The sequence below is a fragment of the Actinomyces vulturis genome (assembly GCF_001687305.1).
Classification (GTDB): Bacteria; Actinomycetota; Actinomycetes; order Actinomycetales; family Actinomycetaceae; genus Actinomyces; species Actinomyces vulturis.
Map to the genome: position 1 here is coordinate 715,702 of NZ_KV700385.1, position 14,424 is coordinate 730,125.

The following is a 14,424-nucleotide window of genomic DNA, read 5'->3' on the forward strand; positions in this document are numbered from 1 at the left end:
CAAGGAGAAACAATGACTGTTGCATCCTTACCTACGGGAAAAATACTCCATCGCAAACATAAAAATGATCTCGGACTAGCACTCGGTTTTCTCACCCCTGCCACCATCGGTCTTGTCATCTTCTTCATTTATCCGTTGATTCGTGGCATCTACTTGTCATTTACCAAGTACAACCTCTTCACCGATCCGCAATTCGTAGGGCTGGATAATTACAGCCGCATGATGAAAGACCCAGTGTTCTGGAATGCCATCCGCGTCACCATAGAATATGTGGTCATCAATATCGGTATTCAGACCATCGTGGCACTCGTCATCGCTGTACTCATGCAGCGCCTGACAGAATCCACCTTCGTCCGCTCAGTGGTCCTGAGCCCCTTCCTCGTATCCAACGTCGTTGTGGCACTGGTCTGGCTCTGGATCCTGGATACCAGCTTCGGTATTACCAACGCCGTGATCACCTCACTGGGCGGGCACGCCATCAACTTCTTCTCCTCCGAACTAGCCATCCCTACCATCGCCATGATTAACGTTTGGCGCCACATGGGCTACACGGCACTCCTTCTGTTTGCCGGCCTCCAAGGAATCCCCGGCACGCTCTACGAAGCAGGCAAAATCGACGGCGCAAGCGAACGTCGCATGTTCTTCTCCATCACGCTTCCCCTCCTGCGCCCCATCCTCGGCCTGGTCCTCATCATGAGCGTCATCGGCTCCTTCCAGGTCTTTGACACCGTGTCCGTCACCACCGGCGGTGGCCCGGTCAACGCGAGCCGCGTGCTCCAGATGTACATGTACGACCTAGCCTTCGGACGCTTCCAATTCGGCTACGCCTGTGCACTGTCCGTCGCACTTCTTCTCATCCTCATGGCCGTCACCTTCATCCAATACCGGATGACGAACGCCGGCTCAACGGACCTGGACTGAGAGGGGAACACCAATGACCACCGCAATGATCACCCCTGTCGAAGAAGACCCCGTCGACCCCAAGCCCATCCCCGAGGCCGACAAAAAAGGCGTCAACATCGGACGCATCCTGGCCTGGGCCTTCATGATCTTCATCATGGCCATCACCCTGATGCCCTTCTACTGGATCATCCGTACCGCCTTCTCCTCGAACTACGGCCTGATGAACCACCCCACCTCACTGCTCCCGGTGGACATCAACATGCGTGGTTTCGAGCGCGTCTTCGGCATGCAAAGCTGCGAAGAGGCATTGAAAGACAATGCCGCCTGCGCATCCATGAACTTCTGGATCTACCTGCGCAACTCCGTCATTGTCGCCACGATGATCACCGTAGGACAGGTCTTCTTCTCCTCCATGGCTGCCTACGCGTTCTCCCGCCTGCGCTGGCCCGGACGTGACCGTGTCTTCGGCATCTTCCTCGCCTCACTCATGGTCCCCTCCATCTTCACCCTCTTGCCCAACTACGTGCTCATCAACCATCTGGGACTCATCAACACCCTCATCGGTATTGGTCTTCCCACCATGCTGATGACCCCCTTCGCTGTGTTCTTCCTCCGCCAGTTCTTCATGAACATCCCACGAGAACTCGAAGAAGCAGCACTTCTGGACGGGGCCTCCAAGATCCGCAGTTTCTTCACCCTGATCCTGCCCTTGGCCAAAGCCCCCATCGCCACCTTGGCCATCCTGACCTACATCGGTGCATGGAATGACTACATGTGGCCACTCATGGTTGCGGAAGACGAACACGCCCGCGTGCTCACCGTGGCACTGGCCGTATTTAAATCCCAATCCCCCAACGGAACAATCGACTGGTCCGGACTCATGGCAGCAACACTCGTCGCAGCCCTGCCCATGATGATCATGTTCCTCTTCACAGCAAAGAAACTTGTCAATTCCATCGGTTTCAACGGCATCAAGTAAAGGAGCTCTTGCCATGACAACCCCATTCACCTCACGCCGCGGCTTCCTCAGCATCCTGGGCGCAAGCGCAGCAGCACTCACCCTGGCCGCCTGTGGCGGCGGATCCTCATCCGGTGGCGGATCCGACGCTGACAAGGACCCCAACACCATCACCTACTGGCTGTGGGACGCCAACCAGCAGCCCGCATACCAGGCCGTGGCCGACAAGTTCCACGAACTCAACCCCGACCTGACCATCAAGATCAACCAGATGGGCTGGGAAGACTACTGGACCAAGCTCACCGCAGCATTCCAGGCCGGCAACGCACCCGATGTGTTCACCGACCACATCAACAAGTTCGCCCAGTACATGGAACTCGGACTCCTCCTGCCCCTCGATGAGCAGGAAGGCTACTCCTCAGAACTCAAGCCCGAGATCTACCAGGACGGTCTGCTCGATCTGTGGAAGGGCGAAGACGGCCACCAGTACGGTAGCCCCAAGGACTGGGACACCATTTCCTTCGCCTACAACACCAAGATGCTGGAAGAAGCAGGCTTCAGCAAGGATGACATCAACAACTGGGACTGGAACCCTGACGATGGTGGCACCTTCGAAAAGATCATCGCCCACCTGACCGTTGACGCCAACGGCAAGCGTGGCGACGAAGACGGCTTCGACAAGTCCAACATCGCCGTCTACGGTCTGGCATTCGGCCAAGACGCTGGCGGCAGTGCAGGCCAGAGCCAGTGGTCCCCCTTCACCGGCGCCACCGGCTGGAACTATATGGACAAGCCCACCTGGGGCACCCACTACAACTACGACGACAAGGACAAGTTCCAGAAGTCCATCGACTGGTTCTTCGGCCTTGTTGACAAGGGCTACCTGCCCGCCATGGGTGTCTTCTCCGACGCATCCGGCCCCGAAACCCAGATGGGCTCCGAGAAGGCCGCCGTCACCATGTGTGGCGCATGGGTCATCCAGACCATGCTCAACATGGAAGGCGTTGACATCGACTTCGCCCCCAGCCCCAAGGGCCCCATCGGCCACCCAATGAGCATGATGAATGGCTTGGGCGACTCCATCAACGCAGCCACCAAGAACCCCGAAGGTGCAGCCAAGTGGGTTGCCTTCCTCGGCTCCGAAGAAGGCCAGGCCATTGTCGCCGAGCACGCCATAGTCTTCCCCGCCACCAAGAGTGGTACCGAGACTGTGCTCAAGAAGTGGTCCGAGAGTGGCAAGAACATCGCCGCCTACACCCAGCCGGTCGAAGCAGGACACACCTTCTACTTCCCGCTGAGCTACCACGGCGAAGAAATCCAGGCCCTCATGAGCCCCGCCATGGAAGCGATCTACCAGCGCAGCGCTAAGGCTGACTCACTGACCGCCATTAACGAACAGGTCAACGCACTGTTCCAGTAACCTCCACTCCACTGACCCGGGATGCCACCTCACATCACGATGTGGTGATCCGGTATCCCGGGACAGTCAGTGAAGTTTGAAGGATCTCACAAGTAACGGCCCCGACCAGGAGTGCTCCCCTGGCTGGGGCCGTTACTTGTATCTGCGCTGAGCAACTAGTCAGTGATTTCTGATGGATTTCCCATGCGGTGACGCTTAACGATGCGGCAGCGCGGTTTACTCATGCGGTGGTGAGGCTTAGTGATGCGGCGGCGCATTACGGAAGCGACGCTCAACGGTGAACCGAACCCACTGGTTTAGACGTCAACGCCGCACTTATCGCAGTGCTGATCAGTGCACCAATGCCTGGCGCATCACGTCCAAGCCCACACTGCCCAAGGACAACGCCTCCATATGGAAGTCCTTGAGGGAGAACTCTTCACCACGGGCCTTGGCTGCCGCGGCACGCTCATCACGAATCTGCTCCCACAACCGTTGCCCCACAGCGTAGGAGGGTGCCTGGCCCGGCCAGCCCAAGTAACGAGTGAGTTCGTAGGCGAGGAAAGACTCGGCCATGGCCACGTTGTGCGTCAAGAACGCCCAGGCACTATCGCGATCCCAACGGCCCTCACCCACACCAGGCAGACTAGCCAACTCAGAGGGGCGTTCCTTGCCCAGGTGAACACCAATATCGAGTACTACGCGGGCAGCGCGCAGACGTTGAGAATCAAGCATGCCCATGCGGTCAGCAGGATTGTCCTGATATCCCAGGTCAGCCATCAAACGCTCGGCGTATAACGCCCAACCCTCACCATGACCAGAAACCCAGCAGCACATACGGCGCCACGAGTTCAGCAAGTCACGATGATAAGTTTGCAGACCTACCTGAAGGTGGTGGCCAGGAACGCCCTCATGGAACACCGTGGTGCGTTCCTGCCAGGCGGCGAAGGTGGTGGTGCCAGCAGGCACAGACCACCACATGGCTCCGGGGCGAGAGAAGTCATCACTGGGGCCGGTGTAGTAGATGCCGCCAGTGGATGACGGAGCGATCTTGCAGTTGAGAGTTTTCAGCGGCTTAGGTACATCGAAGTGCACACCATCGAGATCAGCAATGGCTTGATCCGATGTGGACTGCATCCATTCCTGTAAGGCGGCTACACCGTGAATCTGGTGAGCAGGATCGTTGTTTAAACGCTCCAGTGCTTCACGCACGCTTACGCCGGGGCCATAGAGTTCTTCAGCAATTTGTCGTTGTTCTGCATCGATGGCAGCAAGGCGTTCACGCCCCCATTCATAGGTCTCATCGAGGTCAATTCGTGCGCCAATAGCGTCTTGGCTGAAGAGTTCGTAGCGTTCGCGGCCACAAGCATCTTCAGTAGGTGCTTGGGGAAGAAGATCTTCCTTGAGGAAAGCGGCCAGGTCTGCGTAAGCGCCACGTGCTTGTGCAGCGGCGGCTTCAAGTTCACTACGCAGGGCAGGAGAAACATTCTCAGCGCTGTTGACGAGGGCAGAAAAGGAGGACTCTGCTTGATCGGCTTGAGATAGGGCTTGGTTGATACAAGCCTCCACCTGGCGGCGCGCGCTCACCATTCCGCGTGAGGCGGCCAGGGAGAGAGATTCTCGGTAGCCAGCCATGGCGGCAGGAACCTTGGATAGACGGGAGGCAATATTTGCCCAGTCTTCGTCAGTGGAAGTGGGGACTAGGTCAAAGAAGTCGCGAATATCCTGAACGGGGCTGGCGATGTTGTTGAGAGCACGTAAGTCTTCGCCGCGCTCATGTAACTGAGAAGACAACCCCATGCGTTCTTCCATGGCGGCTAGGGTGACTTCATCAATGGCATCAGTCAGAGGTGCCTTGCGTGCGGCAGTCAGCGTTTGTGTATTGAGTGCTGCCAGGGCATCAAGGCCGGCGGGGGAGTAGTCATCAAGTTCATCGTGATGACCACTGAGTCCTTGCACGGTGGCGAACTGGGGGGATAGTTCAGCAACGCGCTTGACGTAATCCTCGGCGATCTGGTCGAGAGGGCTGGATGGACGTGGTGTGCTCGTTGCGATTTCACTCATGGAAATATTCTACGTGTCTCATTGTGGGGGAGGTGGTTATCTCACCTGGTGGTCACGCAGACTAGAGTCATGATTTCCGACGCCGCACACACTCTCCCAGCACCGCTCTCACCTTCTGCTCCCTACCATGTTCTTATGGTGTGCACCGGCAATATCTGCCGCTCCACTACTGCACACATGATTTTGGCTGATCTTCTGGAGAGGGCTGAACTTGACCGTGTAGTCAGTGTTGATAGTGCAGGTATTAGCGATGAGGAACACGGTAACCCTATCGACCATCGTGCACGGCGCGTCTTGGAACGTGAGGGATACACTATTCGTCCCCATCAAGCTCATCGTGCCACTGATGAGGAATTGCGCAGGAGTGACCTCATCATCGCAATGACTGATTGGCACTACCGTGACCTTACTCGCCGTATGCATAAACTCGGCTTAGACACCGACCGTGTCCGAATGATGCGTGAATTCTCCACCGACGCTTCTATTCAGGCATTGAGTGAGTCTGTTCGAGCCGGTCATGAACCACGGAGCGTTCTCGATGTGGATGACCCTTGGTATGGAGATGCTCAAGCCTTCGAAGTTGCCTACGCCATCATTGAGGATGCTTGCGGCAACCTTCTTAAACATTTGGGTGGTTACCAGAACTAATGTTGTTGGGAGCATATTTCACTGTTGAAAGTGCATCTGGGTTCCCATAAGTGTTAGGCGTGGGAACCCAGATGATGAAGATGGTGAGGCCAGTGAATGATGTGAAATGGCACGTTGGTCGATCGGTGATTTATCGATGCTCACGTAGCCAGGTCGTGACGGTCTGAAGATAATCGTCGCGAGCCGGCTGGGCAGACAAAGCCAAATCGTGCATACCACCAGGAACCTGATGGATCGTTACGTCATCACCAAGGAACCGGCTGCGCTCAAGCATTTGCTCCACACTTAACACAATGTCACTGGACTGAGCTTGCTTCATGGTGGGATGAGCAGGGCCGGTTGTGTCAGAGCAGCACAGCAAAATGGGCTCAGAAATACCTAAACCGTGGTGAACGTCGCGCTGAAGGCGGCGAATTCCTGCCAAGAATCCGGCACGGACCGGAACAGATGGGCAAGGTTTGAGTTCTAAATCAAAGTCCCATTCGCCATCCCAGTTCTTGTGTAGGGAATGAGCATAGGTAGGGTCATCGTCATCGCTCAGAATCTTTTCCGGCTGATACTTGGCGATAATTTCCATGATCGCACTGCCATAGGAACGCATGAACGCTGAGGCGTGAACGTCTAGCCATGGGGAATTGAGGATAATCCCCTCGCACTGACCAGGATGATCGGCAGCCCAAATTACACACTGCAAACCGCCTGTGGAATGCCCCATGAGGATGATCCGCTCATGGCCATGTTCACTGCGGATAATCTCCAAAGCCTGAGCAATTTCATCATCATGGACGCGAAGGTCACGTACATCGTGGGGGCGTTCATAGGTGCGACCTGCGCGCCCACAGGCGCGCAGGTCGAGGCCATAAAATTCGTATCCTTCGTCCTGGCATGCCTGAGCGACATGCGTCTGGAAAAAGTAGTCATTGCGCCCATGGATATAGAGCACAGCATCACGATAGCGGGGTGGTTGATGAGCTGCTTCCCGCTCATAGACTAGGCATGCGTGCCTAGCTCCAGGGGCAGCAGGAGAGTCCTCAACCGGCAGCGTCCGGCACATCCACGAACCACCCAAAATGTCAGGTTCAACACGTGGTTTTAATGTCACGGGCAAATCATCGCGGCTTTTTCGCGGAATTGCAGGGGTGGGGGGCGACAGTGGACTCATACATACTATTGTGCCTGATTTGTGTAGCCTCGTGATGTGCTTATATGGTTCCCACAACACCATCAAGAGCAACCGAGAGACCTGGCTCATTGACGTTGCAGCAACCCCCCAATCGGGCGTGGGTGCTTCCGCCAGGACCGATGGAGGAATGAACTCGTGAGCACTACGCCCACCCAGACCAAGGCGCAAGAAGCACAGCACGCTAGCGCTACCCCTATGATTTCCCTGAAGGATGTCACCAAGGTCTATACCCTGCGTGACGGATCCGAAGTGCGTGCGTTGGACGGTCTTAGCCTGGACATTCCTGCCGGACACATCCACGGAATCGTCGGAACCTCCGGTGCCGGAAAATCCACACTCGTTCGCTGCCTAACTAGCCTAGAACGTCCCACCTCAGGCTCCATCCGCGTTGACGGCAAAGATATGGCAGCCCTGTCTAGTAAGGACCTGCGTGAAGCTCGCCGCCGTATCGGCATGGTGTTTCAGCATGCCAACCTCCTAGACTCCCGCACCGCAGCTCAGAACATCGCCTATCCCTTGGCGCTTGCTGGTGTGAAAAAGGGTAATCGTCGAGAAACCGTCACTCGTATGCTCGACCTGGTTGGCCTAAGTGAACGCGGTGAGTCCTACCCCGCACAACTCTCCGGCGGCCAGAAGCAGCGCGTTGGTATCGCTCGAGCTCTTGCCGATGACCCGGCAGTACTCCTGTGTGACGAACCCACGAGTGCCCTCGATCCTGAAACCACACGCTCAATCCTTGAACTGATTGCGAATGTCCGTGACCAACTCGGCGTGACCATCGTGATCATCACCCACGAAATGGGCGTGGTCCGCTCCATCTGCGATTCCGTTTCCCTGCTCGAAGCAGGTCGTATCGTTGAAGGTGGTCCCATCGACCAGGTCGTGAGCGATGTTGACTCTCGCCTCTCCCATGAACTGGTCCCTGTTCCCGCCGTTCCGGCCGACATTCTAGACGCCGGAGGCCACGTCATTGACGTTGCCATCACCGCCCACCCTGGGCAGCCTGCCGCAGCCCATATTCTTTCTATCGCCGCCCAGCACGGCGGAGACGTGGCAGCCGGAGTTTTCGAAACTATCCGCGGAGCACAGATCGGTCGCCTCGCCGTAACTGTCCCATCGGACCATGTCGACGCCGCTATCGCAGCACTTCATGACGCGGGCGCCGCAGCACACCTGAGAGGAGACCGCGCATGAGCACCCTGGCAACCCTCCTCACTCAGGTGGACCCCACCGCTTTGCACCAGGTAACCGCACTGGTCCAGAGTGCAGCGGGCGACGCCCAGCACACAGCGTCAACCTTCATTGGGCATCTGCCGACCGGCGACAATGAGTGGTTCAACAATAAGGCCATCAAACTCAAACTGTGGCCTGCCACTATCGAAACTCTCGAGATGACCTTCTTCTCTGGGTTCCTCACTGTTCTATTTGGCCTACCTTTAGGGCTTGCGCTTGTCAGCACCGGCTCGCGAGGCCTTCACCCTAACGCCGTGGCCAACAAGTTCCTCTCCATGATCGTCAACATTGGACGTTCACTGCCCTTCATCATCCTCATGGTGGCCATCATCCCCTTGACTCGACTTCTCGTCGGCACCTCGCTGGGATGGCAGGCAGCAGTTGTCCCCCTGACCATCGGAGCAATCCCCTTTTACGCACGCCTCGTTGAAAGCGCAGTCAACGCGGTTGACGCAGGGAAAGTCGAAGCAGCACTTATGATGGGCGCCTCCTCCAGTCAAATCACCTGGGGCGTCCTTGTGCGTGAAGCCTTACCCACCCTTATCCAGAGCGCCACAGTTACCGTCATCACCCTGCTTGGCTACTCCGCTATGGCAGGAACCGTTGGCGGTGGAGGCCTCGGTGACCTCGCAGTCCAGTACGGATATATGCGCTACCAGACAGACGTCATGGTCATCACCGTGGTTCTTATCGTCATTATCGTGGCTATTATCCAAGCCGTTGGCGACATGTTTAGCCGGCTCGTAGACCACCGCTAAACCTACGAGTCGGAGTACGGGAAAAGCCCATATCGGCGGCCATTACCAACGCAAGTTAACCCACATGATGGGTGAACTATGCCTACAACCATGAACCACACTCAGAGTTACTGCTACCCCATAATCCCCCCCAAGCCCACACCGGGCAAGTGAAAGGAAAGCCCTCACATGAGCACCTCCATCTCCCGCCGCACCTTTGCCGCAGGCCTCGTCGCAGCCACCGCCCTTACCCTCGCAGCCTGCGGCTCCTCCGACGACAAGGCAGCCGATACTCCCTCCGCCCCCGACGCACTCGTCGACGGTGAAACCAAGAACGGTGATCTCGTTACCATCGCCGTAGGCTGCTCTCCCGTTCCCCACGCCAAGATCCTCCAGTTTGTCCAGGATAATCTTGCTGAAGCAGCAGGAATCAGCCTCGACATCAAGGAAATCAGCGACTACGTCACCCCCAACACTGCCCTGGATGACGGCTCCCTTGCCGCTAACTTCTTCCAGACTCCTAACTACCTCAAGCAGCAGATTAAGGACAACGGCTTCGCTTTCGTTTCCATTGCTGACGTACACGTTGAGCCCCTCGGCCTGTACTCCAACAAGTACGACTCCGTTGAGGCGATCCCTGAAGGTAGCGAAATCGCCCTGAATAACGATCCGGCTAACACTGCACGTGCACTGCTCCTCCTGCAGTCCGCAGGTTTAATCAAACTTGATGACGCCGCTGAACTGCCCAGCGAAACCGACATCACCGAGAACCCCAAGAACCTCAAATTCACTCTTGTTGAAGGTGCACAGACCCCCCGCGCGCTCGACGACGTGGCTGCCGCCGTGATTAACGGCAACTTCGCTATCGAAGCAGGCAAAATCCCCTCTAAGGATGCTCTCTTTATTGAGCCCGGCGTTGATAGCCCCTACGCTAATGAACTCGTCGTTCGTGAAGCTGACAAGAACAACGAGTACCTTCTCAAACTTGCTGAACTGCTTAACAGTGATGATGTGAAGAAGTTCATTGAGGAAACGTGGACCGATGGAAGCGTTATTCCTGCCTTCTGATCTTTTTCTCTTGGCCGCAAGGCTAAGCAGTGTCACCTATGGGGCGAGCCTCAAAAGATGACATGCATAACCAAAGACGTGTGGGGCCCGATTCCTTTAGGAATCGGGCCCCACACGTAATGGTGGCGGTAGCGCTGGGATTCGAACCCAGGGTGGCTATGAACCACACAGACTTTCGAGATCTGCACCTTCGGCCGCTCGGACACGCTACCTCGGTGAGTGGAACTCACTGATGCCAGGAGCCGCACGCGGCTACCTTGCTGGACAACAATACGTGGAGAATCTTAACTTTCTCAAATGATTCCCCAGCGATGAGGCCAGTCTCACGGCAGTCATCCTCGCTAGGAATCGATATGAAGACGTTGACAAGAGTGGTCTTTTTCCTCATTCATGGCATTCGTCCAGCACGGGAAGCAATGTCAGATATTGACGCGATCAGTCTTCTTTCTCGCACACGCCAGGTGCTTGCGCAGGGAACCAACGCGATATGCCTTAACTACCTGCTTCTACCTACCGCAGGGCAGCAAAGAAACCTTTGAGAAGCGCTTCGCACTGTGCTTTGCGTACTCCTCCGCGCACCTGGACCTGATGTGTTGCCCGCTGATCACGAAGCACGTCACGTTGAGAACCGCATGCGCCAGTTTTGGGTTCCCAGGCGCCAAAAACAACTTGTTTGATTCGAGCTAATTGAATGGCACCTGCGCACATAGTGCAAGGTTCAAGCGTTACGACGAGAGTGCATCCATCGCAGTGGCTGGAATCTAACGCAGCACTAGCAGCACGCAAGGCACGAATCTCAGCGTGCGCGCTGGGATCTTTCAACTCTTCGCGTCGATTGCCTTCAATAGCGATGATTTGCCCTTCTGGGGCAAGGACCACTGCACCAACGGGAATTTCTCCACGATTACCTGCTTCTGTTCCTGCCTCAATGGCACGCTCCATCGCCTGATCCCACAGTGGAGGGACAGGGGGGTGGGAGGGGAAAGATAGGGTAATCGCAGAGGAATCCACGGGAAGAGTTGAAAACCGGGTGGTAGAGAAGCGTAAAGAAACTTAGACGATGCCGTAGAGGCGGTCGCCAGCATCACCCAGACCGGGAACGATGTAGGCATCCTCGTTGAGCTTTTCGTCAACCCCAGCGGTCACAATGGTGACATTGGCTCGGTGGCCAACATGCTTATCAACGGTCGCCAGGCCCTCGGGGGCGGCGATGAGGCAGATGGCAGTTACGTCACGGGCGCCACGCTCAAGCAGGTAGTCGATGGCGGCGATGAGGGTGTGACCGGTGGCGAGCATCGGATCAACGATGAAGCACTGGCGTCCCGAAAGGTCCTGAGGGAGACGGTTGGCGTAGGTTTCTACTTCGAGGGTGTCCTCATCACGCTTCATGCCAAGGAAGCCGACTTCGGCGGTGGGCAGGAGACGGGTCATTCCGTCAAGCATGCCTAGGCCTGCACGCAGGATGGGGACGAGGATTGGACGGGGGCTGGCGATGCGACGGCAGGATGCCTCGGCTACGGGGGTCTTGATGGTGACTTCTTCGGTGGCAACCTCGCGGGTGGCTTCGTAGGCCAGGAGGGTGACGAGTTCGTCAACCAACTGACGGAACACTGCGGAGGGAGTGTTCTCATCGCGAAGGACAGAAAGCTTGTGGTCGATAAGTGGGTGATCAGCTACATGAAGGCGCATGGGTTAAGGGTATTACGTCATCTCTGTTCGCAGCGCATCGACAGCATGATTTCTTTCATTTTTTCGTCACTAGTCGGTTATTTGAGGCCGTACATCACGGCGTCATCTTAGGCACTTAGCGCATTGTCGAAGGTGAAGGTGTAATCGCTCTTCTTCAGTGCTAGGGGGAATCATTCGATGGGAGGCTAGGAGAAGTTCCTTGGTGTTTGCCCTCCGGGGAACGCGCGGAGCGTCCGTGTGTAGTGGGAACTTAGGAGAAGTTCCTTGGTATTTGTCCTCTCAGGAGAAGCAGGAAGATCGGTAGGGGTGGGCGTGGCGGAAGCAGTGGCCATGCGTGGAAAGGGAACAATGCGGTGCTTGTGTCAATAAGGGGGGGGGAGGCGGCAAAGCCGCCTCACCCCCCCCACGGGTTCATGGATCACGCTCCATGAACACTAAAGGTATGACCCTTAAGCTTCGATAGTTTCAGCCATGGTCATAAATTCATGCCAACGCTCATAATGGTCAAGCACGTCGTGAGCAACCTGGTCGCTGCTCCATCCCATCACGTCGTAGCCTTGGCCGCCGCCGGTGGGACGTACTTCGAGTCGGGTAGTGACGTCATCGGAGTCCTGAACCACGGCACCGTAGTAGGTGGGGACGGGAGCCTGGACCGCACGCACGATGTAGCGGAAAGGTTTGAGGCCGGCGTCGGGATCCTCTTCGCCTACGGTGAGAGTGACACGTCCAAGGAAGGGGCGCTCGTCGTCGGGATCCTGGGCACTGTCATCTTCGCGCACCACGGTGGCGGTCAAGGATTCGCTGCGAAGTTCGTCGGCCACTGCTTCAAGGGCGGGCACTACGCGCTTGTCCAGCGCCTGGATGGCGCGAGCGGGGGAGACCACGTCGAAAGTTTGGCTCAGGCGGTCACGCCAGGAGATCTTGCCCAGTGAGCCAGCGGAGCCAGAACGGCCAATAACGGAGGTGCGGGCAATGTGGGAGCGTGCAGCAGCCCGAGAATCTTCAGTGTATAAAGCCTTGTAGAGGCAGGCCATGATAAGCAGGAGCACGAAGGAGAAGGGTAAAGCCATCACGATCGTTGCTTGCTGAAGAATCGGAATGCCGCCAGCCACGAGCATGGCGATGGTGAGTACGCCGGTCAGTGCGGCCCAGAAAACGCGTAGCCAGCCGGGAGCATCGCGGTGGGTGGAACCTACGCGGATACACAGATTTGCCATCACTAGGGCGCCGGAATCTGCGCTAGTTACATAGAAGAGGATCCCGACGAAGAGGCTGACGGCCACGAGCATGGTGCCGGCTGGGAATCGTTCAAGCAGAGAGTACAGGCCCTGTTCGGGAGATGAGACAGTCACTTCGGCGAACTGCTTATCACCGTTAAAGATGAGGTCTAGGGCGCTGTTACCGAAGATGGATACCCACATGGTTACGTAGGAGAAAGGAAGTACCAGGGCGCCAAGAACGAACTGGCGGATGGTGCGGCCACGAGAAATGCGTGCCAGGAACATACCCACGAAGGCAGCCCAAGTAATCCACCATGCCCAGAAGAATAGGGTCCAGGAGTTTAGCCATGCGGTGGGGCGGTTGTAAGCGTATGTTTCGAGAGTCAGTTCGGGGAATTGGTGGATGAAATCGCCCACGTTGGTGACTAGGGCGTCAAAGAGGAATGCGGTGTTACCAGTCACCAGTACCCATAGAGCTAGTCCTACGGCGAGCAGCACGTTGATGTTGGACAGGATGCGTACGCCCTTTTCCACACCGGAGACAGCTGAGACGATGGCCATGATGACACTTAAGGTGATGAGGCCAATCTGGGTGGAGGTGGCTTGGGGGAGTCCGAGCATAAGGGACAGGCCAACGTTGAGCTGGACCACGCCCACACCGAGAGAAGCGGCAATACCGAAAACACCGCCGAGGAGTGCGGCCGCGTCGACTACATCGCCAACCCAACCGTCGAGGCGGGAGCCGAGGAGGGGACGCAAAGTGGAGCGTACGGCTAGCGGATAGCGGTGGCGGTAGGCGAAGTAACCCAGTGCCATGCCGACTAGTGCATACATGCCCCATCCGGTGATTCCGTAGTGGAACATCGTATAAACCACGCTCATACGGGCTGCTTGGAGCGTTTCACCTGGGGCGTTAGGAGGTGCGATGTACTGGGCAACGGGTTCTGCCACGGCGTAGAACATGATGCCGGTGCCCACACCTGCTGCGAAGAGCATGGCTGCCCAAGAGAAAGTGGAAAAGTCTGGGGTCGCGTTATTGGGGCCAAGTCTCACTGTGCCGTAGCGGCTGAGCGCGAGGATGACGACGAAAGCCAAAATGGCGGTCGACATGGCGATGTAGAAGGAACCAAACCAGTTGCCGGTCCAGTTCACTGCGGTGGAGAATGCATTGGAGACTTGGTCGGGCGCCACAATTGCTACACCGGCAACAATCATGACGGTTACTGCTGAGAAGATGAGAACAGGTAGGTTAATAACCGTATGTTCTTGAGTGGAAGTGGGGGCTCCCATAACACCCTTTCTGAGAATTATTCTCAATAATT

The 14,424-nt window shown here is 56.7% G+C and carries 12 protein-coding genes, 1 tRNA gene and 1 riboswitch; of the genes, 7 read left to right on the forward strand and 6 right to left on the reverse strand.

What is annotated here, in order from left to right:
* Positions 1 to 12: 12 nt before the first annotated feature.
* Genes A9753_RS02965 through A9753_RS02975 form a run of 3 tightly spaced genes read left to right on the forward strand, consistent with a single transcriptional unit; the run spans position 13 to position 3,281 of the window.
* Positions 13 to 921, forward strand: coding sequence for a carbohydrate ABC transporter permease (locus tag A9753_RS02965; RefSeq protein ID WP_067779906.1), 909 nt, complete (start codon positions 13 to 15; stop codon positions 919 to 921).
* Between the two features lie 13 nt (positions 922 to 934).
* A complete protein-coding gene (locus A9753_RS02970) occupies positions 935 to 1,882 on the forward strand; it encodes a carbohydrate ABC transporter permease (RefSeq protein WP_083090224.1) in 948 nt (315 codons plus the stop codon).
* 13 nt (positions 1,883 to 1,895) lie between these two features.
* A complete protein-coding gene (locus A9753_RS02975) occupies positions 1,896 to 3,281 on the forward strand; it encodes an ABC transporter substrate-binding protein (protein WP_067779909.1) in 1,386 nt (461 codons plus the stop codon).
* A gap of 330 nt (positions 3,282 to 3,611) precedes the next feature.
* Here A9753_RS02975 and A9753_RS02980 read toward each other — a convergent pair whose 3' ends face one another.
* Complete coding sequence (locus A9753_RS02980) at positions 3,612 to 5,324, reverse strand: DUF885 domain-containing protein (protein WP_067779912.1); 1,713 nt, start codon at positions 5,322 to 5,324, stop codon at positions 3,612 to 3,614.
* Positions 5,325 to 5,393: 69 nt separating this feature from the next.
* Between A9753_RS02980 and A9753_RS02985 the strand changes: the two genes are divergently transcribed.
* Positions 5,394 to 5,972, forward strand: a complete 579-nt coding sequence (locus A9753_RS02985; protein ID WP_067779914.1) for a low molecular weight protein-tyrosine-phosphatase — start codon at positions 5,394 to 5,396, stop codon at positions 5,970 to 5,972.
* Positions 5,973 to 6,102: 130 nt separating this feature from the next.
* On the opposite strand, the gene A9753_RS02990 is transcribed toward A9753_RS02985, so the two are convergent.
* The gene (locus A9753_RS02990; protein ID WP_342668217.1) at positions 6,103 to 7,074 is read right to left on the reverse strand and encodes an alpha/beta hydrolase; all 972 of its coding nucleotides are present in this window, start codon (positions 7,072 to 7,074) and stop codon (positions 6,103 to 6,105) included.
* A gap of 116 nt (positions 7,075 to 7,190) precedes the next feature.
* Positions 7,191 to 7,281, forward strand: a riboswitch (SAM riboswitch).
* Between the two features lie 69 nt (positions 7,282 to 7,350).
* Here A9753_RS02990 and A9753_RS02995 point away from each other — a divergent pair.
* The 3 genes from A9753_RS02995 (at position 7,351) to A9753_RS03005 (ending at position 10,193) form a co-directional block, all read left to right on the forward strand.
* On the forward strand, positions 7,351 to 8,349 hold the full coding sequence (locus A9753_RS02995) for a methionine ABC transporter ATP-binding protein (RefSeq protein WP_083090263.1): 999 nt from the start codon (positions 7,351 to 7,353) through the stop codon (positions 8,347 to 8,349).
* Positions 8,346 to 9,146 carry a methionine ABC transporter permease gene (locus tag A9753_RS03000; RefSeq protein WP_089024705.1) on the forward strand — a complete coding sequence of 267 codons (801 nt, stop codon included), beginning with the start codon at positions 8,346 to 8,348 and terminating at the stop codon, positions 9,144 to 9,146. The genes A9753_RS02995 and A9753_RS03000 overlap by 4 nt, the downstream gene beginning before the upstream one ends.
* Before the next feature lie 168 nt (positions 9,147 to 9,314).
* Positions 9,315 to 10,193: a MetQ/NlpA family ABC transporter substrate-binding protein gene (locus tag A9753_RS03005; protein ID WP_067779920.1), complete on the forward strand. Its 879-nt coding sequence runs from the start codon at positions 9,315 to 9,317 to the stop codon at positions 10,191 to 10,193.
* Between the two features lie 123 nt (positions 10,194 to 10,316).
* Here A9753_RS03005 and A9753_RS09755 read toward each other — a convergent pair.
* From A9753_RS09755 to betT, 4 genes are all read right to left on the reverse strand, one after another.
* Positions 10,317 to 10,405: transfer RNA gene (locus A9753_RS09755), tRNA-Ser, on the reverse strand.
* Between the two features lie 298 nt (positions 10,406 to 10,703).
* Positions 10,704 to 11,135 carry a nucleoside deaminase gene (locus A9753_RS03010; RefSeq protein ID WP_067779924.1) on the reverse strand — a complete coding sequence of 144 codons (432 nt, stop codon included), beginning with the start codon at positions 11,133 to 11,135 and terminating at the stop codon, positions 10,704 to 10,706.
* 111 nt (positions 11,136 to 11,246) lie between these two features.
* A complete protein-coding gene (upp, locus tag A9753_RS03015; RefSeq protein WP_067779927.1) occupies positions 11,247 to 11,882 on the reverse strand; it encodes a uracil phosphoribosyltransferase in 636 nt (211 codons plus the stop codon).
* Between the two features lie 449 nt (positions 11,883 to 12,331).
* Positions 12,332 to 14,392 (reverse strand): choline BCCT transporter BetT, encoded by a 2,061-nt coding sequence (gene betT, locus A9753_RS03020; RefSeq protein ID WP_067779930.1) that lies wholly within the window; start codon positions 14,390 to 14,392, stop codon positions 12,332 to 12,334.
* Positions 14,393 to 14,424 lie beyond the last annotated feature (32 nt).

Excerpts from the sequence above, each read along its gene's own strand:
- A9753_RS02965 (WP_067779906.1), top strand. The coding sequence starts at position 13 with ATGACTGTTGCATCCTTACCTACGGGAAAAATACTCCATCGCAAACAT.
- A9753_RS02970 (WP_083090224.1), top strand. The coding sequence starts at position 935 with ATGACCACCGCAATGATCACCCCTGTCGAAGAAGACCCCGTCGACCCC.
- A9753_RS02975 (WP_067779909.1), top strand. The coding sequence starts at position 1,896 with ATGACAACCCCATTCACCTCACGCCGCGGCTTCCTCAGCATCCTGGGC.
- A9753_RS02980 (WP_067779912.1), bottom strand. The coding sequence starts at position 5,324 with ATGAGTGAAATCGCAACGAGCACACCACGTCCATCCAGCCCTCTCGAC.
- A9753_RS02985 (WP_067779914.1), top strand. The coding sequence starts at position 5,394 with ATGATTTCCGACGCCGCACACACTCTCCCAGCACCGCTCTCACCTTCT.
- A9753_RS02995 (WP_083090263.1), top strand. The coding sequence starts at position 7,351 with ATGATTTCCCTGAAGGATGTCACCAAGGTCTATACCCTGCGTGACGGA.
- A9753_RS03000 (WP_089024705.1), top strand. The coding sequence starts at position 8,346 with ATGAGCACCCTGGCAACCCTCCTCACTCAGGTGGACCCCACCGCTTTG.
- A9753_RS03005 (WP_067779920.1), top strand. The coding sequence starts at position 9,315 with ATGAGCACCTCCATCTCCCGCCGCACCTTTGCCGCAGGCCTCGTCGCA.
- A9753_RS03010 (WP_067779924.1), bottom strand. The coding sequence starts at position 11,135 with ATGGAGCGTGCCATTGAGGCAGGAACAGAAGCAGGTAATCGTGGAGAA.
- upp (WP_067779927.1), bottom strand. The coding sequence starts at position 11,882 with ATGCGCCTTCATGTAGCTGATCACCCACTTATCGACCACAAGCTTTCT.
- betT (WP_067779930.1), bottom strand. The coding sequence starts at position 14,392 with ATGGGAGCCCCCACTTCCACTCAAGAACATACGGTTATTAACCTACCT.